Source organism: Cupriavidus sp. 05T42 (assembly GCF_056396345.1).
Genome location: NZ_JBFTLH010000020.1, coordinates 60561 through 78965 on the forward strand (window position 1 = coordinate 60561; position 18405 = coordinate 78965).

General features: G+C 68.3%; 18 protein-coding genes. 12 read left to right on the forward strand and 6 right to left on the reverse strand.

Annotated features, from left to right (window positions below; translation table 11 throughout):
* The first annotated feature begins 280 nt into the window (after nt 1–280).
* The 4 genes from AC1EJR_RS22405 to AC1EJR_RS22420 all read left to right on the forward strand — a co-directional run bounded on the left by AC1EJR_RS22405 (nt 281) and on the right by AC1EJR_RS22420 (nt 4938).
* Nucleotides 281–1135, forward strand: a complete 855-nt coding sequence (locus tag AC1EJR_RS22405; RefSeq protein ID WP_092293424.1) for an IclR family transcriptional regulator — start codon at nt 281–283, stop codon at nt 1133–1135.
* 53 nt (nt 1136–1188) lie between these two features.
* A complete protein-coding gene (locus AC1EJR_RS22410; protein WP_441593663.1) occupies nt 1189–2202 on the forward strand; it encodes a tripartite tricarboxylate transporter substrate binding protein in 1014 nt (337 codons plus the stop codon).
* Between the two features lie 128 nt (nt 2203–2330).
* On the forward strand, nt 2331–2771 hold the full coding sequence (locus AC1EJR_RS22415) for a (2Fe-2S)-binding protein (RefSeq protein ID WP_092293420.1): 441 nt from the start codon (nt 2331–2333) through the stop codon (nt 2769–2771).
* Entirely contained in the window at nt 2755–4938 is a 2184-nt protein-coding gene (locus AC1EJR_RS22420) for a xanthine dehydrogenase family protein molybdopterin-binding subunit (protein ID WP_477147564.1), read from the forward strand. The genes AC1EJR_RS22415 and AC1EJR_RS22420 overlap by 17 nt, the downstream gene beginning before the upstream one ends.
* Before the next feature lie 58 nt (nt 4939–4996).
* Here the strand turns inward: AC1EJR_RS22420 and AC1EJR_RS22425 are convergent, their stop codons facing one another.
* From AC1EJR_RS22425 to AC1EJR_RS22440, 4 genes are all read right to left on the reverse strand, one after another.
* A complete protein-coding gene (locus AC1EJR_RS22425; protein ID WP_477147565.1) occupies nt 4997–5845 on the reverse strand; it encodes an IclR family transcriptional regulator in 849 nt (282 codons plus the stop codon).
* 40 nt (nt 5846–5885) lie between these two features.
* Nucleotides 5886–7022, reverse strand: a complete 1137-nt coding sequence (locus tag AC1EJR_RS22430; RefSeq protein WP_477147566.1) for an FAD-dependent monooxygenase — start codon at nt 7020–7022, stop codon at nt 5886–5888.
* A gap of 136 nt (nt 7023–7158) precedes the next feature.
* Entirely contained in the window at nt 7159–7950 is a 792-nt protein-coding gene (locus tag AC1EJR_RS22435; protein WP_092293412.1) for an anti-sigma factor family protein, read from the reverse strand.
* Entirely contained in the window at nt 7947–8465 is a 519-nt protein-coding gene (locus tag AC1EJR_RS22440; RefSeq protein WP_441593667.1) for a sigma-70 family RNA polymerase sigma factor, read from the reverse strand. The genes AC1EJR_RS22435 and AC1EJR_RS22440 overlap by 4 nt, the downstream gene beginning before the upstream one ends.
* A 278-nt stretch (nt 8466–8743) precedes the next feature.
* Here AC1EJR_RS22440 and AC1EJR_RS22445 point away from each other — a divergent pair, with 278 nt between their 5' ends.
* The 3 genes from AC1EJR_RS22445 (at nt 8744) to AC1EJR_RS22455 (ending at nt 11207) form a co-directional block, all read left to right on the forward strand.
* A complete protein-coding gene (locus AC1EJR_RS22445; RefSeq protein WP_092294329.1) occupies nt 8744–9316 on the forward strand; it encodes a hypothetical protein in 573 nt (190 codons plus the stop codon).
* A 33-nt stretch (nt 9317–9349) separates the two neighbouring features.
* Complete coding sequence (locus tag AC1EJR_RS22450; RefSeq protein WP_092293408.1) at nt 9350–9553, forward strand: CsbD family protein; 204 nt, start codon at nt 9350–9352, stop codon at nt 9551–9553.
* Between the two features lie 229 nt (nt 9554–9782).
* On the forward strand, nt 9783–11207 hold the full coding sequence (locus AC1EJR_RS22455; protein WP_477147567.1) for a sensor histidine kinase: 1425 nt from the start codon (nt 9783–9785) through the stop codon (nt 11205–11207).
* Between the two features lie 24 nt (nt 11208–11231).
* On the opposite strand, the gene AC1EJR_RS22460 is transcribed toward AC1EJR_RS22455, so the two are convergent.
* On the reverse strand, nt 11232–11729 hold the full coding sequence (locus AC1EJR_RS22460) for an acyl-CoA thioesterase (protein WP_092293404.1): 498 nt from the start codon (nt 11727–11729) through the stop codon (nt 11232–11234).
* Nucleotides 11730–11969: 240 nt separating this feature from the next.
* Here AC1EJR_RS22460 and AC1EJR_RS22465 point away from each other — a divergent pair, with 240 nt between their 5' ends.
* The 5 genes from AC1EJR_RS22465 (at nt 11970) to AC1EJR_RS22485 (ending at nt 17513) form a co-directional block, all read left to right on the forward strand.
* Nucleotides 11970–12722: a GntR family transcriptional regulator gene (locus tag AC1EJR_RS22465; RefSeq protein ID WP_092293402.1), complete on the forward strand. Its 753-nt coding sequence runs from the start codon at nt 11970–11972 to the stop codon at nt 12720–12722.
* 75 nt (nt 12723–12797) lie between these two features.
* Nucleotides 12798–14342: an acetolactate synthase large subunit gene (locus AC1EJR_RS22470; protein WP_477113740.1), complete on the forward strand. Its 1545-nt coding sequence runs from the start codon at nt 12798–12800 to the stop codon at nt 14340–14342.
* Between the two features lie 19 nt (nt 14343–14361).
* Nucleotides 14362–14769, forward strand: coding sequence for a Zn-ribbon domain-containing OB-fold protein (locus AC1EJR_RS22475; RefSeq protein ID WP_477147568.1), 408 nt, complete (start codon nt 14362–14364; stop codon nt 14767–14769).
* 3 nt (nt 14770–14772) lie between these two features.
* On the forward strand, nt 14773–15951 hold the full coding sequence (locus AC1EJR_RS22480; protein ID WP_477147569.1) for a thiolase: 1179 nt from the start codon (nt 14773–14775) through the stop codon (nt 15949–15951).
* 137 nt (nt 15952–16088) lie between these two features.
* Entirely contained in the window at nt 16089–17513 is a 1425-nt protein-coding gene (locus AC1EJR_RS22485; RefSeq protein WP_477147570.1) for a DUF1996 domain-containing protein, read from the forward strand.
* Between the two features lie 10 nt (nt 17514–17523).
* Here the strand turns inward: AC1EJR_RS22485 and AC1EJR_RS22490 are convergent, their stop codons facing one another.
* Nucleotides 17524–18387 (reverse strand): HTD2 family dehydratase, encoded by an 864-nt coding sequence (locus AC1EJR_RS22490; RefSeq protein ID WP_092293392.1) that lies wholly within the window; start codon nt 18385–18387, stop codon nt 17524–17526.
* Nucleotides 18388–18405 lie beyond the last annotated feature (18 nt).

Sequence of the window (18405 nt, forward strand, 5' to 3'; positions counted from 1 at the left end):
GGGCCCGCAACTTTGTGCCACGCAGCAAAACACGACAGATCACAAGGGCTATGTCAATCCGGGATTAACTTAAGTTGAGTCATCAACAAAGTCGCCCTAATCTGAATTCGTTCCTGATGTGAATCCGGGTTTCATAGATAAAACATATCTGCTAGGGTTCGGAGTGGAGACGTGCGGGGGCTCGTGCTGTGCGCGACGCCGCATGTTATACGGATCCGTTGCCAGCCGGCTGAAGTGCGAAAAGCCGGCGGCAGGACCGAACGCTACGCAGAGAGAGACCATGAACCAGGACCTTCCCAGAGAGGAAACGCAGCAGGAAACGCAGCAGGAAGTACAGGACACACAAGATAAGTACATCGTGCCGGGGCTCGAACGCGGGCTCAGGCTGTTGGGCGAGTTCAGCAGCAAGGACCGCACGCTGTCGGCGGCGGAACTGGCGCGGCGGCTGAAGGTGCCGCGCTCGACGGTGTTCCGGCTGCTGGCCACGCTGGAGATGATGGGCTTCGTGGAACGGACCGACGGCGGGCGCGAGTTCCGCCTCGGCATGGCGGTGCTGCGGCTGGGCTTCGACTACCTGGCCTCGCTKGAGCTGACCGAGCTGGGCCGGCCGTTGCTGGACCGCCTGCGCGACGACATCCACTACCCGTGCAACCTGGTGGTGCGGGATGGCCGGTCGATCGTGTACGTGGCCAAGTCGGTGGCGGCGCGGCCGTTCACCAGCACGGTGAACGTGGGCACCCGCCTGCCGGCGCATGCCACGGTGCTGGGACGCGTGCTGCTGGAAGACCTCTCGCTGGAGGCGCTGCGGGAGCTGTATCCGGAGCCACGGCTGGAGGTGTACTCGGACAGCACGCCGCGCACCGTGGAAGAGCTGTACGAGATGGTGCAGCGTGACCGCCAGCGCGGCTACGTGCTGCACGAAGGCTTCTTCGAGGCCAGCATCTCGACCATCGCCGCGCCGGTGCGTGACCGCACCACGCGCGTGGTGGCGGCGCTGGGGGCGACCATCCCGGCAGCCCGGATCGATCCGGCGCTGCTCGATTCGATGGTCGAGAAGGTGCGCGAGGCGGCAGGGGAGCTGTCGCGCCTGCTGGATTACCGGCCGACCCTGCAGGGCAGGGTGGCCAACGAATGACGCCGGGCTGATGCCCCGGCGGATGGCGAAATCACGGAAGGAACGGGGCTGGCATGAGGAAAGCACGGTGGATGGGGATGGCGGCAGTGCTGCCGATGGTGGCGATGGTGGCGATGGTGGCGATGGGGGCAGCGGGTATGGCACAGGCCGCCCCGGCCTGTCACGCAGTGCGGATCGTGGTGCCGTTCCCGGCCGGCGGCCCGGCCGACCAGCTTGCCCGCACGCTGTCGCAGGGGCTCCAGCAGCTACCCCACCGCAAGGCCGCCACGATGGTCGTCGACAACAAGCCCGGCGCCAACGGCAATATCGGCATCGACGCGGTGCGCCGTGCGGCGGGCGATGGCTGCACCTGGCTGGTGGTGCCGGCCGGCAACCTGACCATCAACCCCACGCTGTTCCCCGCGCTGTCCTATCAGGTCACGCGCGATTTCCGGCCCGTCTCGCTGCTGGCCAGCTCGCCCAACGTGCTGGCTGTGAACCCGGCGGTGAAGGCGCGCACCGTGCCGGAACTGATCGCGCTGGCGAAGCAGGCGGATCAAGCGAAGTCGCCGCTCGGCTACGCCAGTCCCGGCGTCGGCAGCGGCCTGCATCTGGCCGGCGAGCTGTTCCGCAACAAGGCCGGCGTGACCATGCTTCATGTCCCTTACAAAGGCACCACCCAGGCCGTGACCGATGTGGTGGGCGGGCAGGTGCCCGTGCTGTTCGGCACGTGGCCCACGCTGGCGCCGTTCATCCAGTCCGGCGCGCTGCGCGCGCTGGCCGTCACCCAGTCGAAGCGCTCTCCGGCGGCGCCGGACGTGCCGTCGCTGGCCGAGCAGGGCATGCCCGGCATCGACGTCAGTTCCTGGTACGCCCTGCTGGTGCCGTCCGCCACGCCCCAGCCGCTGGCCGATGCGCTGGCCGCCGATGTGCGCACGCTGTTCGCCACCGCGAGCGTGCGCGATGACCTGAAGCGCCAGGGCCTCGAGCCCGTGGCCAGCACCCCCGACGCCCTGGCCGCGCGCATCCGCGACGACACCGCGGCGTGGGCCACGCTGATCCGCACGTACCACATCACGGCGGAATAGCCTCCGGGCGTCCCTCAGACGCCCCTCCCCGAGTTTCCAACCCAGTCGTACCTGGCCGCACCCTGCGCCGTGCAGGGTGGCCTGCGGCCGTCATTTCAGCGTGACTTCTTGCACGAGCGAGGGCAATCATGGATTTTGTGTTGAACGGAAAAGCGACCCGCTTCGACGGCGACGGCGATACGCCGCTGCTGTGGGTGATTCGCGATGACGCCGGCCTGACCGGCACCAAGTACGGCTGCGGCATCGGCGCATGCGGCGCCTGCACCGTGCATGTGGATGGCAACGCGCAGCGGTCGTGCGTGACGCCGGTCTCCAGCGTGGCGGGCCGCAAGGTCACCACCATCGAAGGGCTCTCGCCGGACCGCTCGTCCAAGGTGCAGCAGGCGTGGATCGCCAAGGACGTGCCGCAGTGCGGCTACTGCCAGTCCGGCATGGTCATGGCGGTGACGGCGCTGCTCAAGCAGAATCCGCACCCCACCGACAAGGAGATCGACGCCTCGGTCAGCAACCTGTGCCGTTGCGCCACCTACCACCGCATCCGGGAGGCCGTTCATGCTGCCGCAAAGTAACCCCATCGCCAGCCCCGCGCGGCGCGGCTTCCTGAAGGGCGGCATGGCGCTGGCCGGCGCGCTTTGCATTCCGCTGCCGGCGCTGGCCTCCCGCACCGTGGACAGCGGCCCGCACGGCACGCACGAGATCACGKACTGGATCTGGATCGAGCCGAACGGCAAGATCACGCTCKGGCTGTCGCAGTGCGAGTGCGGGCAGGGCGTCTATACCGGCATGCCGCAGGTGCTGGCCGATGAACTGGACGCCGACTGGCAGCAGGTGGCCGTGACCTTCGTCACCGGCCGGGACGCCTACCGCACCGGCGCCGCGTACGAGGAGCCGCAGCAGTTCGTTGGCGCGTCGATGTCCGCCACGCTGTTCTACCAGCGGCTGCGCGTGGCCGGCGCGCAGGCGCGCGAGGTACTGGTGATGACCGCCGCCAAGCACCTGCAAGTGCGCCCGGGCCAGTGCTACACGGAGAAGGGTCGCGTCTATCACGGCGCCACGGGCCGCTCGTTCAGCTATGGCGAGCTGGCCGAAGAGGCGGCGAAGCTGCCGCTGAACCCCACGCCGCGCCTCAAGAACGAAGCCGCGCACCAGTTGATCGGCAAGGACCTGCAGCGGCTGGACACCCCGGCCAAGGTCGACGGGTCCGCCGAATTCGGCATCGACGTGAAGGTGCCGGGCATGCTGTACGGCGCGCTGAAGTTCGCCCCCACCGTGACGGGCAAGGTCACCGGCCTGCGCAACGCCGAAGCCGTCAAGGCCATGCCGGGCGTGCAGGCCGTGGTGCAGGCGCCGGACGCCGCCATCGTGGTCGCCACGAGCTACTGGCTCGCCAAGAAGGGCGCCGATGCGCTGGAGCTGGAGGTCGATCCCGGCCCGTCCAGGTCGCTCGACAGCGACCAGATCCTGGCCGCGCGCCAGGCCGCGCTCGGCGCCCCCGAGGCCGTGGTGGCGACGCAGCTGGGCGACCCGGACGCGGTGCTGGCCGCCGGCGGCAAGCTCGTCGAGGCCGATTACCACACGCCGTACATCGTCCACGCCACGATGGAGTCGGTGAACGCCACCGTGCACGTGCGCGAGGACGCCATCGAGGTCTGGGGGCCGATCCAGGGCCAGGACTTCGTGCGCAACGCGCTCGGCAAGCTCTACCAGCGCAAGCCCGAGACGATCATCGTCCACACCACCTTCCTTGGCGGCAGCTTCGGGCGCAAGTTCCTGCCGGACTTCGTGGTGCACGCGGCGCGGGCCTCGGCGGCGGTGGGCAAGCCGGTCAAGGTCATCCGCTCGCGCGAGGACGACATCCGCCATGGCTTCTACCGGCCCGGGGTGTCGGGGCGCTTCCGCGCCGTGCTCGACGACAAGGGCCTGCCGCGCGCGCTGCATGCCCGGCTGACCGGCCAGTCGCTCTACGGCGTGATCAAGGCCGAGCGCATGGCCAAGCAGGGCGGCTGGGACGAGACCATGCTGGAAGCGCTCTACGACTGCGTCTACCGCGTGCCCAACCTGAAGGTCGACATGATCGACGTGAAGCAGCCGATTCCGGTCAGCTTCATGCGCAGCGTGGGCTCCACGTCGAGCATCTTCATGCTGGAGAGCTTCGTCAACGAGATGGCCGACGCGGCCGGCATGGACCCGTACCGCTACCGCCGCGCGCTGCTGGCGCACAACCCGCTGGCGCTGCGGGTGCTGGACGCGGCGGCCAAGGCGGCGAACTGGGACCGCAAGCCGGCGCCCGGGGTGTCGCGCGGGTTCACGTTCAACCTCTACACGGGGCGGGGCGAGGCATTCCAGACCTATGTGGCGATGGCGCTGGAGCTGGAGCGCAGCGGCAAGGCGTTCCGGGTGCGGCGCGTGGTCTGTGCGGTGGAGTGCGGACGGGCGATCAACCCGAACCTGATCCGCGCCAATATCGAGGGCGGCATCGGCTTTGCGCTGACCAACACGCTCAAGAGCGAGATCACGTTCAAGGCGGGCGTGGTGCAGCAGAGCAACTTCCACGACTATCCGCTGCTGCAACTGGCGGAGATGCCGAAGGTCGACGTGGTGATCGTGCCGAGCGACCGGCCCCCGCAGGGCTGCGGCGAGGTGTCGCTCGGCCCGGTGGCGCCCGCCGTGGCGCACGCGCTGTACTTGGCGACCAAGGCCCGGCGCAGGTCGATGCCGATGAAGCTGGAGGCTTGACGGTGGCCCGCTAGCGGGAGAGGGGCCGGGGGAGAGGGGCGGCGTATCCCGAAGCCGTTTAGCGCTTGCCCGCCCGATACCCCAGCAGCGCCGACAGGTCCTTCGCTGCCGCTTTCACTTCCTTTTCCACCCGTTCGCGCAGCGTGCCGTCCGCCTCGAAGCGCTGCTGCGGGCCGGCCACGCTGATCGCGGCGATCACGTCGCCCGTGGCATCCATCACCGGCGCGGCGCAGGCGTCGATGCCCGGCTCGAAGGCCGAGAAGCTCCACGCGCAGCCGCGCTCCAGGTCCGCGCCGAGGATCTCCGCCAGCCGGGCGTGCGTGGCGGGGCTCTGGCCGGTCACGGTGGGCAGCGGGTCATCGCCCAGCCGCTCGCGCAGCGCCTCGGGCGACAGGTGCGCAATCAGCATCCGTCCCGGCGTGGTCAGGTGCGCCGGCACGCGGCTGCCGACCTGGATGTTGCTGACCAGCCCGGTGTTGGGCATGTCCCGCAGCAGGTAGAGCACGTGGCCGCCGTCCGGTACCGCCAGATAGGCCGACAGTTGCAGTGAGCCGCTCAGCTGAGCCAGCACGCGCCGCGCGAAGGTGGTGAGGTCGTTCGCCGCCAGCACGCGTGACGCCAGCTTCAGGAACGAGAACCCCACCGTGTGCCCGCCCTGCGGCAGCCGCTCGACCATGCCCTCGTGCTCCAGCGTGGCCAGCAGGCGMATCACCGTCACGCGGTTCACGTCGATGCGCCGGCCCACCTCGCTCAGATTGGCCGTCGAGCCGCCTTCGGCAATGAAGCGCAGCAGCCGCAGGCCGCGCATGACCGGGGTCACGAGCGCCTGCGACGCGCCGCTGGCATCGTCGCTATCGAACGCATTGGGGTTGTCGAGGGAGTCGTCTGGCGCGGCGGTCTTGGGCATCGGCACGTGGAAAAGAAAAACGGAACGGGTGCAGGCAGGATCAGCCGAGCGCCACGTTCCAGGCGTTGTAATCGTACACCCAGTCCGCATTGCCGCCGGCCTTGAGCCACTCGTTGCCGCGCGAGCCGATCTGGATGCGGCTGGTGCGGTCATGGCGGGCCGCCTGGTAGCGCGCCAGCGCCTCGGGGATGGTGTCGTCGCTGGCCTCGGCCAGGCAGCGCGCCAGCACCACGCCGTCCTCGATGGCCATGCCGGCGCCCTGCGCCATGAACGGCATCATCGGATGGCAGGCATCGCCCATCAGCGCGATATGGCCGGTCGACCAGGACGGCAGCGGGTCGCGCACGTACAGCGCGGAGATCAGCACGTCGTCGCAGGCGTCGAGCAGCGCGCGGGCATCGGGATGGAAGCCGGCGTAGGCGGCGCGCAGGTCCTCGACCCGGCCCGGCGTGGTCCAGGACTCGTTGCGCCAGCTGTCCTGCGCCACGGTGGCGAACACGAAGATCTCGCGGCCACGATTGAGCGGGAAGGTCACGATCTGGCTGGTCGGCTCGGGCCCCCACCACTTGGTGAAGGCGCCGAGGTTCGGCACGCCGGCCAGCTTCTCCGCCGGCACCACGGCGCGGTAGGCCACCACGCCGGTGAAGATCGGGTGTTCCTCGCCCAGCAGGGCCGTGCGGACGATCGAGTGGATGCCATCGGCGCCGATCAGCACGTCCACCTCCTCGGTATTGCCGTTGGCGAAGCGCAGCGTGGCGCCGCGCCCGCCGTCCTTCGGCGCGACGTGGGTGGCCTTATGCGCCAGCCGCACGCAGGCGCCCGGCACGGCGGCTTCCAGCGCGGCCATCAGGTCGCCCCGGTGCATGGTGAGCTGCGGCGCACCGTAGCGCTGCTCGGCTTCGTCCGACATGGCGAGGCGGGAGGTTTCCGCGCCGGTGTCCCAGGTGCGGCTGATGCGGTGCGTGGGCCGGGCCGCCGTTTCGCGCAGCGCGGCGCCCACGCCCAGGCCGTCCAGCGCGCGCACCGCGTTCGGCGTGAGATTGATGTCCGCGCCGACACGTGCGAACCGCGCCGCCTGCTCGTAGACCACGACATCCATGCCGAGCTTGCGCAGGGCGATGGCGGCGGCCAGTCCGCCAATGCCGGCACCGTTGATGCCGATCTTTMCTGAAACCATGGGGGCGCTCCGTCTTGTGGCCGATGCGTTACGCGTCGGCCGGTTGCTCAATGAAATGTTCAAATATGAACGACAAGTTCATAAAAAGAATATTGAGCATGGCGCGCCCCGTCAAGCGGGGAATCGAGCTATCTATTTAGGTGGCATCGCGGCGTGACGGTTCGATCGCCTGCTGAAGCGTGCGCGTCACCGGCGTATCGGTGGGGCTGACCACCGCATAGGAGTAGCGGCCCTGCCGCCAGTACTGCGCCAGCAGGTTGCCGTCCTGCCGGTTGCCGTTGCCGAAGCGCAGCAGGTTGCCCGGCGGCCGTACGTAATAGACGATGGTCTGGCCCTGGTCGTTGCGGTACAGGACCATCGCCGCCGTGCCCTGCTCGGTCGGCATCAGCCGCCCGCCGGCGGGCCGGAAGCCGTACTGGGTGAAATCGGGCAGCGGGGCGGGCTGGACGAAGTGACGGTCGAGCCAGGACTGGAGCGCGCGCGGATCGGTCGCGCTCACATCCACCACCTGCGGCCCCTCGCTGGCCGCGAACATGCGGTAGGCCTGCACGGCGTCGGCCATCGGCAGATAGTTCTGGCGCATGGCGAGTTCGCGGGTCTGCCAGCCGCCCACGCCGCCGATGCCGAGCGCCATCACCAGCGAGGCGGCCACGGCCATGCGGCGCTGCGCGCGGTCGCGCAGGGTGCGGCGGATGCGGAAGGGGTCGAGCCGCGCCGGGGTGTCCGCCGGGGAGGGCTCCGGCAGGCTCGCGCGCAGTTGCTGGGCGGCGGCCCGGATCGCGTCGATCTGGCGGGCGAGGTCCGGGTGCGTGGGCAGCAGCGCGTCGATCTGGGCGCGGCGCGCAGTGTCGAGTTCGCCATCCACATAGGCGTGGAGTTCGGCGTCGGCGGGCATCAGGGAGTGTTGGGTCGTCTTGTGGATGGTCATTTCAGGACCTGGACGGTGGGACGGGCGGGTTGGCCTTCGGTCATGTCGCGCATGGCTTTGCGGGCGCGCGACAGCCTGGACATGATGGTGCCGATGGCCACGCCCAGCGTATCGGCGGCTTCCTGGTAGGTCAGGCCCTCCACGGTGATCAGCGTGAGCAGCGCACGCTGCTCGGCCGGCAGGTGGTTGAAGGCTTGCAGCGCGGAGCGGGCCAGCACCACGTCCTCGGTGGAGGGCGCCATGTCGGCATCGTCACCCACGCCGAACAGCGCCAGCACGCCGGCGTAGCGCTTGGCGCGGCGCTGGCCGTCGAGGAACTGGCGGTACAGGATTGTGAACAACCATGCGCGCAGGTCGCCGTCGTGGTGGCGGGCGGCGCCGCGCGACAGCGCGCGCTCCAGGCACGCCTGCACCAGGTCGTCGGCGCTCGCCTCCTGCCGGGTCAGCGTGAGGGCGAAGCGACGCAGGCGCGGAATGACTTCGCGCAGGGCGTCGTCGGTCAGGGTCTGGCTCATGGCGAGTGTCCGGAAAAGTTCTTGTACCGCTTGCAGCGTAAGACGAACGGCATGGGCGCTTATTCCCGCCATGCCCGACTTTATTCCATCGCCACTGAATAAAAATGTGAAGTGTCGGAATTGTCTTACGTACATTTCAGCAGCGGTCTTCTGCTTCGATCTGGTGGGGAAACGTAACCTGCAAGTACAGCGTGGCCATGACGCAGCGAGTTTGATGCAGCGTGTGGCTAGAACAGGGTTCCGTCCAAAGGATCCACCAAGAAAAGGAGCACGACATGATGACCAAAAAGTGGCTTGCCGCAGCAATGTGTTCGATGATGTTCGCCGCCCCGGCAGGCGTCGCCTACGCCCAGGCCGGCTCCAAAGCCGACTACGACGCCGCCACGAAGCAGGCGGATGCGGACTACAAGGCGGCCAGCAGCAAGTGCGATGGCCTCAAGGCCAACGCCAAGGACGTCTGCAAGGCCGAAGCCAAGCGTGACCGTGACGTGGCCAAGGCCAATGCCGAAGCCAAGCGCGACGGCACCGAGAAAGCCCACGCCAAGGCCATGAAGACCAAGGCCGACCGTGACTATGACGTCGCCAAGGAAATGTGCGACGACAAGAAGGGTAACGACAAGGACGTGTGCGTGAAGGAAGCCAAGGCCACGCACGAACGTAACCTGGCCCCGGCCAAGACTGAGAAGGCCGCCGCCACGGGCACCAGCACCGATGTGGCCGAAGCCCGCGCCGACGCCAAGAAGGACACCGTGGACGCCGCCTACAAGGCTGACAAGGAAAAGTGCGATGCGATGTCCGGCGATGCCAAGGACAAGTGCCAGGCCAACGTGAAGGCCAAGTACGCCAAGTAATCCAATCCGTCGGATAGCCAACAGGAGTGGTACATGAATTGGGACCAGATCGAAGGCAAGTGGGAACAGGCCAAGGGCAAGGTCAAGGAGAAGTGGGGCCAGCTCACCGACGACGACCTCACGGTCATCAACGGTAAGCGGGACCAGCTCGCTGGCCGCATCCAGGAGCGCTATGGCTACACCAAGGAGCGCACCGAGGAAGAACTGAAGGCCTGGGAACGCGACACGCGCTGGTAATCCAGCACGGGCCGGCAGCGATGCCGGCAGGCATTCCGCACGGCGGGACGATCAGTCCCGCCGTTTTTGTTTCCCCACGGAGCACCATTCCCCTTCGGTGGGGCAGGGCCGTAACCGTTGCGAATTCAGCGCGGCTTAGGTCTGAATACAGCCAATTTTAGTGCGGACAGATCACGCACGCCGTACCATGGCGGTCCCTCCTGCTGCGCCGCGCGCATCGCGGCTGTGCATGTACGCGATCCTTCCCGCCTTCGTTTCCGCGATCTTCCTTGGGTATGGGCTCTATGTGCTCGTGACCCAGGGCGTGACACGCGTGTCGGCGGCGTTCTTCCTGATGTGCGTGACCACTTTCGCGTGGCAGGGCACCTGGGCGTTCCTGTTCCAGGCCACGCACCCGGACGTGGCGGTGGTGCTCGCCAAGGTCGGCTACCTGTTCATCCTGTTCCTGCCGACCACGTTCTATCAGTTTATTTGCGAGGTCACCGAGTGCCGCCGCKAGCGGCCCGCCGTGCTGGCCTCATACGGCCTGAGCCTGATCCTCGCCGTGCTGCTGCTGACCACGAGCCAGGTGGTGTCCGGCTACTACACCCTGTTTTTTGGCGATTATCCGAAGGCCGGGCCGCTGCATCCGCTGCATGTGGCGCAGACCGCGGTGCTGGCGTGCCGGTGCGCATGGCTGCTCTGGGTGGCGCGCGCCAATGCCACCGTGGAGCGCCGCCGCCGCTTCAATCTCTGTCTGGTAAGCCTGGGCCTCTATTCGCTGGCTGCGGTCGACTACGCGGTCAACTACGGCTACGCGTTCTATCCGCCGGGCGTGGTGTGCATCGCGCTGAGCCTGGGCATCCTCGCCGTGACCGTGGTGCGCTACAACCTCATGCATCCGTACTCGTTGGCGGCCACCGTGGCGCACGAGGTGCGCACGCCGTTGGCCACCATCCGCATGCAGGCGCAGGAGATGGCGCGGACCTTCCCGCAGGTCATCGAGGGCTACCGGCTGGCCGTGGCGCACGGGCTGATCGAAGATCGCCTGCGGCCGGGGCAGCTTGAGCGCATGGGCACGGTGGTGGAGGGCATCACGCGCGAGGTGGATGGCACCAGCACGGTCATCGACATGGCGCTGGCCTCGGTCACGCTGGAGCGTGTGGATCGACGCAGCTTTGCCCCGCACGGGCTGGCGGCCTGCGTGGAGGCGGCGCTGGCGCGCTACCCGTTCCAGCCCGGCGAGCGCGAGCGCGTGCACCTGGCGCCGATGCCGGCCGGCTGGCGCTTCGTCGGCTCGGACACGCTGCTGGTCTACGTGCTGTTCAATCTGCTGAAGAACGGCCTCTACGCCGTGCGTGCGCAGGGCGAGGGCGGGATCGAGATCTCGGGCGCGGCCGAGGGCGGCTTCTACCTGCTGCGCTGCCGCGATACGGGTTCGGGCATTCCCGCCGATGTGCTGCCGCGTATCTTCGACCCGTTCTTCTCGACCAAGGCGCACGGGAGCGGCAACGGCCTCGGGCTGGCCTTCTGCCGTCGCGTGGCCGATGCGTTTGGCGGCCGCATCGACTGTGAGTCCGTGCCGGGCGTGCACACCACCTTCACGCTGCGGCTGCCGCGCTTCCACGCCACGGTGGAGCCGGACAGCCCCTTCCCCACGCGCGCCACCGGCTGAACCAGCCCGACGGCGCGCGACTCATCAGTTAGTCAGCGGCGGCAGCACCAGCTCGTATTCCTTCACCTTGTCGATGATTTCCTTCGGGAAGCGCGTGATGCGCTTGTCCCGGTCCGCGAACACGATCTGCTGGTAGCCCAGCGACACCGGCCGCCCCTCCACGCAGAAGCGGAACAGCAGGTAGGCCGAGCACTGGCGCACCTGGAAGGTGTTCAGGTAGCAGTCCACGCGCTGGAACGGGAAGGTTTCCTCCACGTACTCCTGGTGGGCGCGCTTGGTCACGAACACGCCGCCGGCGGCCAGCAGGTTGCCGTGGATGCACTCGTGGAACCAGCGCTCGCGGCAGATGCCCTGCCATTCGAAGTACCGGGCGAAGTAAGTGTTCATGAACGCATTCGAATCCTTGAGATAGATGTCGATCGCATGGTGGAAGGTCTTTTGAGGCGGGGTCTCCAGTACGTCCTGGCCAAGCAGGGCCGTACCGCGGTTCAGCACTTGCGGGATCACGTCTCGCATCAACATGGAATGACTCCTTTAGATGGCTGCAAAGCGGCAGCCACGCCCGCCCCGGCGTCGCGCGGGGCATGGAGGCATTCTGCGGGGCTTTGTCACCGGCCATGGGCGGACGTGGAGGGGTAAACACACGCGAGAGCGGCGCCAGATAAGGGGGAGAGGAAGGGGTTTGCCGTAAACCCTAGTAGTCTAGCCAACTAGACTTTTATAAAGTCGCCTTATCTTATTAGTGCGCATCTCGCGCCGCGCATGTCCGACGCCGCCGCCCAACTTCTCTCCCGCAGCCGCGAGCCGGTCTATCTCCAGCTCGCCACGATCTTCCGCCGGCAGATCGAGAGCGGCGCATGGCGGCCCGGTGAGCAGATTCCGTCACTCGAGGCGCTGTGTCGCGAATACGGCGTCGCGCGCATGACCATGCACCACGCCATCTCCCAGTTGGATGCCGAAGGGCTGGTCGCGCGCTCGCGCGGGCGGGGCACCTTCGTCAAGGCGGCAGGGCGTGACCGTCGCCCGCTGGCGCTGCCGACCAGTTGGGATCAGGCCGTGGCCGTGGGCGATCGCCTGTCCACCGAGGCCATCGTCGAATCCACCGCCGACGTGCCGCTGCCGGATGACCTCGGCATGCCGTGCGACGCCCGCCGCGCCGCCGCCTATCACTTCCTGCATCGCGCCCATCGGCTGGACGGCCGGCCGTTCGCCGTGGGCGAGGTCTATATAGAAGCAGCCGTGTTCGCGCGCGAGCCCGAGGCATTCCGCCAGGGCGCCTCGGTGCCGGTGCTGGACCGCTTTCCCGGCCTCCAGGTTTCGGCGGCGCGCCAGCGGCTGTCCATCGTGGCGGCCGGCGGCGACGCCGCCAAGGCGCTGGAGCTGCCAGTCGGCGCGCCGGTGGCGGAGTTGCGCCGCTTCGCCTGCGTGGACGACGTGATCGTGTACTACGCGCGCATCGAGTTCCCGACGGAATTCGTCTGCCTAGATTTCGACTTGCTGGCATCACGTGGTTGATGCCGCACATTATTCAGATCCCACTCAACAAATAACCCGAACGGAACCCGAGACATGGAGACGACCCAATCCCCGATGAACGGCGCGGAAAGCCTTGTCAAGACGCTGCTGGCCTGCGGCGTGGATACCTGCTTCGCCAACCCCGGCACCAGCGAGATGCATTTCGTGGCCGCGCTGGACCGCATTCCCGGCATGCGCTGCGTGCTGGGTTTGTTCGAGGGGGTGGTGACCGGCGCCGCTGACGGCTACGCCCGCATGGCCGACAAGCCGGCAGCCACGCTGCTGCACTGCGGCCCGGGCCTCGCCAATGGGCTGGCGAATCTCCATAACGCACGGCGCGCGCAGACGCCCATCGTCAACATCATTGGCGATCAGGCGACCTACCACCGGCCGCTCGACGCGCCGCTGACCGCCGATACCGAAGGCTGGGCGCGCCCGGTGTCCGTGTGGACGCGCACGGCCACCCGTGCCGCCTCGGTAGGGGCTGACGCCGCCGTGGCGGTGCAGGCTGCGCGCGGCGCGCCGGGTGGTGTCGCCAGCCTGATCCTGCCGTCAGACGTGTGCTGGGATGCCGGCGGCCAGGTGGCCGCGCCGCTGCCGGCGCTGCCGGTGCCCAAGGTTTCCCCGGACGCCGTGCAGAACGCCGCGCGCGTGCTGCGCAGCGGCCAGCCCACGCTGATCGTGCTGGCCGGCAGCGCGCTGCGCGAAGCCGCGCTGGCCGATGCGCACCGCATCGCCGCCGCCACGGACGCGCGCCTGATCACGCCGATGTCCAACGCCCGCGTCACGCGTGGCCGGGGCCGGCTGGCCGTCGACCGGATTCCGTATTCGGGCGATGTCGCGCGCGCCAAGCTCGCCGGCATCCGCAACGTGATCCTGGTGGGTGCGCCGGCGCCGGTGACGTTCTTCGCCTACCCGGGCCAGTCGCCGCGCCCGTACCCCGAGGACGCCAATATCCATGTGCTGGCCCGTGCCGAGGAAGACCTGGCCGAGGCGCTGGCCCGGCTGGCCGACGAACTGGGCGCCCGCAACGCCGCGCTGCCGGCTGCCGCCACCCAGGTGCCGCGCGAGACCGCCAAGGGCGCCGTGACCTCCGAGGCCGTGGCGCAGACGCTGGCCGCGCTGCTGCCGGAGCAGGCCGTGGTGGTGGAGGAGAGCGTGAGCTTTGGCCGCGCCTTCTATCCGGGCACCGTGCACGCCGCCCCGCACGACTGGCTGCAACTGACGGGCGGTGCGATCGGCGCCGGCCTGCCGCTGGCCACCGGCGCCGCCATCGCCGCACCGGACCGCCGCGTGGTGGCCCTGCAGGCCGATGGCTCGGGCATGTACACGCTGCAATCGCTGTGGACCATGGCGCGCGAGAAGCTCGACGTCACCATCGTGCTGCTGGCCAACCGCAAGTACGCGATCCTGCTGGGTGAGCTGGCCGGTGTGGGCGCCAACCCGGGCAAGACCGCGCTCGACATGCTCGACCTCGGCAATCCGGACCTGGACTGGGTCAAGATGGCCAACGGCATGGGCGTGGAGGCCGCGCGCGTGGACAACATGGAAACCTTTGCCGATCTCTTCGCGATGGCCAACCAGCGCAAGGGCCCGTTCCTGATCGAACTGGTGATCTGACCCGCCTTCCGGAGACCCCATGCCGCAATCCATTCCTGCCGTGACCGATCCCGGTCCGGACAAGCAGTACGCCGAGGCGCTGGCCGCCGGCCAGTTCCGCATCCAGCTTTGCGGGGGCTGCCATCGCCATGTCTTCTATCCGCGCAATATCTGCCCGCACTGCGGCGGTGATKCGCTGGCCTGGACCACCCCCGCCGGCACCGGCACGGTCTACTCGACCAGCGTGGTGCGCCGCAAGCCCGACGCGGGCGGCGACTACAACGTGGTGCTGGTGGACCTGGACGAAGGCGTGCGGATGATGAGCCGGGTCGAGGGCATCGCCCCGGCCGAGGTGCGCATCGGCATGCGCGTCAAGGCGCGTGTGGCGCCGGCAAAGAGCGATACCGAACCGGCGCTGGTCGTGTTCGATCTGGTTGGGGAGGGCTGAACCATGGCAAGCAACGGATCGCACCTGCGCGGCGGCGTGGCCATTGTCGGCGTGGGCCAGGCCGGCCTCGGCGAGGCCCATGGCAAGACCGAGATGGAAATCCTCGTGGAGGCGGCCAAGGCGGCCGTCAAGGATGCCGGCCTGTCGATGCGCGACATCGACGGCATCGCCACGGCCAGCGTCGGCGCCACCATGTGGGTCATGCCGGTGGCGGAGTACCTCGGCATCCAGCCKAAGTTCGTCGACAGCACGATGATCGGCGGCTCGAGCTTCGTCTCGCACATGCTGCCCGCGATGATGGCGCTGGAAGCCGGCCTCTGCGACGCCGTGCTGGTCTGCTACGGCAGCAACCAGCGCACCTCCACGGTGGGCCKGGCAGGCATCGGCAAGGTGCGCGCCGTGCTGGACCCGCAGCCGTACGAGAACCCCTACCAGCCGCTGGCGCCGATCACCTCCTACGCGCTGGCCGCCGCGCGGCACATGCACCAGTACGGCACCACGCGCACGCAGCTGGCCGAGGTGGCCGTGGCGGCGCGCCAGTGGGCGCGGATGAACCCCGAGGCGATGATGCGCGACCCGCTCTCCATCKAGGACGTGCTGGGCGCCCGCATGGTGTCCGACCCGCTCTCGGTGCGCGACTGCTGCCTGGTGACCGATGGCGCCGGCGCTTACGTGATGGTGCGGGCCGACCGCGCGAAGTCGCTGGCCAAGCCGCCGGTGTACGTGCTCGGCAACGCCACGGCCACCTGGCACCGGCAGATTTCGTCGATGCCGGACGTGACGGTGACGGCGGCGCAGGAAAGCGGCGCCCGGGCCTTCGCGATGGCGGGGCTCAAGCCGTCCGACGTGGACGTGCTCGAACTCTATGACGCCTTCACGATCAACACGATCCTGTTCCTCGAGGACCTGGGCTTCTGCGCCAAGGGCGAGGGCGGGGCGTTCGTCAGCGGCGGGGCCATCGCCCCGGGCGGGCGGCTGCCGGTGAACACCAACGGTGGCGGCCTGTCATGCGTGCATCCGGGCATGTACGGCATGTTCATCACCATCGAGGCGGTGCGGCAGCTGCGCGGCGAGTGCGGCGAACGGCAGGTGGCGGGGGCGGAGATCGCGCTCGTGCACGGCAATGGCGGGACCTTGTCCAGCCAGTCCACCGCGCTGCTGGGCACGGCGGCGGCGCTCTGATTCCGCTCTGACCCGCCTCCCTCACCCGCGCGGGGGACTCCCGGCGCGCGGTGAGGGATGACCCATCATCGTCCATTGTCCCGTCGGGACCATGGCGGGAACATCCTTCGCATCCACACAGCGAGGGAGATTCCATCATGAAAAGTCGCCTGTATTACTCGATCGCGGTGCTCTGCGGCGGCGTGTTGCTGGCCGCCGTGTGGTTCGGCGCCCCAAGTGCGCGCGGCGAGGCGATTGGCGAGGGGGCCGCCAACGTCAGCTGCACGTACTCGCACCGGCTACCGGACGATCCGATCATCTACCCCGGCAAGCCGGGGATCGCGATGTCGCATGACTTCTTCGGCCATACCACTACCACTGGTAACACCACGGCGGAAGACCTGTACACGGAGCACAGTTCCACCTGCGAGAACGCGGCGGACAACACGTCCTACTGGGCGCCTTCGCTGAAGCTGCCGGATGGGCGCGTGGTGGCGCCCCAGTACCAGAAGACCTACTACCAGAACCGGGCCTTCCCGGCGAACACGCACCGGCGGGTCACGGTGATTCCGCCCGGGCTGCAGATGCTGGCCGGCGATCACCGTGGCACGGGGCCCAGCGTGGCGGTCAACTTCCTCTGCACGGGATCGAAGAAGGGCTACACCCGTACGCCGCCGAACGATTGCGTGCCGGACGCGAATGGCAACGTCCAGCTGAATATCGCGCTGGCGTTTCCGAACTGCTGGGACGGGGTGCACCTGCATCCGTTCCGAAGCGGCCGGAACAACATCGCCTATGCCAATGCCGACGGGGTCTGCCCGACGGACTACCCCGTGCCGCTGCCGCACCTGAGCTTCAATCTCGCCTACCAAATTGGTGATGTGAGGGATCTGACGGACGCGCAGCTCTCGATGGACCCGACGCTGGACAAGAACGGGAATGTGGAGAGCCTGAACTGGGGCTCGATCTACACGGCCCACGCCGATTTCTTCAATGGCTGGACCGAAGACGCGATGCGGTACATCGTTGAATACTGCCTGAACCTCAGCCGTTCCTGCTCCCGCACCGTGGCCTATGCGTTCACCCGGCCTACCGCGGACGCCACCGTCCGTGGCGGCGAGACCGCGAACGATAACTTCGGGCAGGAGGCATCGCTGCTTACCCAGCGTGCGGTCGGCAGCGAGCCGGAATCGAAGATCTACATCATGATGCMGATTCCGAAGGGCGCCGTGGAGATCCCGCCCGAGTTCACGCCGGAGTACCGGCTGATGATCTGGGGCGGCGGCGTGGATGCCACGGCCATCATCAGTGCGCAGAGCACGGCGACCAACTGGCACGAGGACCATATCAACAACCATAACGCGCCGACCTGCGGCGGGCCATCCGCTACGCTGTACCTGGATACGGCCAAGGCGTACCGGTACTTCAACGTCACGGATCTGGTCAAGACGGCCATTGCCGGCGGCCACGACACCATTTCGTTCTGCATCCGTGGCAACCCGTCCGGCAATGCCTTCAAGTTCGACAGCAAGGAGGGCGCGAACGGCGCCATCCTGTACCTCTATGCGTTGAATCCGCTCTGAGCGCGCTGGCTCAGCGCGCCACCTCGGCCCAGGCCTGCATGGCCTGGCCGCCCGCATCGTCGCCGGTCCACAGGATGACCCGGCCATCGCGCTCCGGGTCGTCCTGCCCGCCTACGCTCACCGTGTCCTGATGGAACAGCGGCGCCACGCCACGGAAGCCGAAGCGCGCCACCCGTGCCTCAGGCCGGGCGTGCCGCAGCAGCTCCAGCATCAGCATGGCCTGCAGGGGGCCGTGGACGATCAGCCCGGGATAGCCTTCCACGTCACGCACGTAGTCCAGGTCGTAGTGGATGCGGTGCCCGTTGAACGTGAGCGCCGAGAAGCGGAACAGCATGACCGGATCGGCCTGCAGCGTGCGGCCGAACTGCGCCGTGTGGGGCAGGCGTGGGCGCGGCGGCTGGGGGGTGCCGCGCTCGGGCATGGCGCGATAGACGATGTCGTGCCGCTCGGTCAGCGCGGTCTCGCCGTCCACGGTCAGCACGTGGTCCACCGTCACGAACCAGAGTTCGCCGGTGCGGCCGGACTTGTGCTGCACATCGGTGATGGTGGAGGTCTTGGTCACCGTGTCGCCCACGCGCAGGCCGCGCGTGAACGTCAGCTCGCCGCCGGCCCACATGCGGCGCGGCAGCGGCACGGGCGGCAGGAAGCCGCCMAGCGCGGGATGGCCATCGGCGCCGAGGTCGCGTTGCGGGGCGCGCGGCAGGAAGTAGAGCCAGTGCCATAGCGGCGGCAGGGGCTGGCTGGCGACGGCTTCGCCATCGAGGTCCAGCGTGGCGGCCAGCGCGAGGACTGGTTCGGGCGCGAGGGTCTCGGTGCGTGTCTCAGAGCGGCCGATCCATTCGCGCAGTTGTTCGAGCGTGGGGGTCTGGGTCATGGGATTKGATTCCTTCCT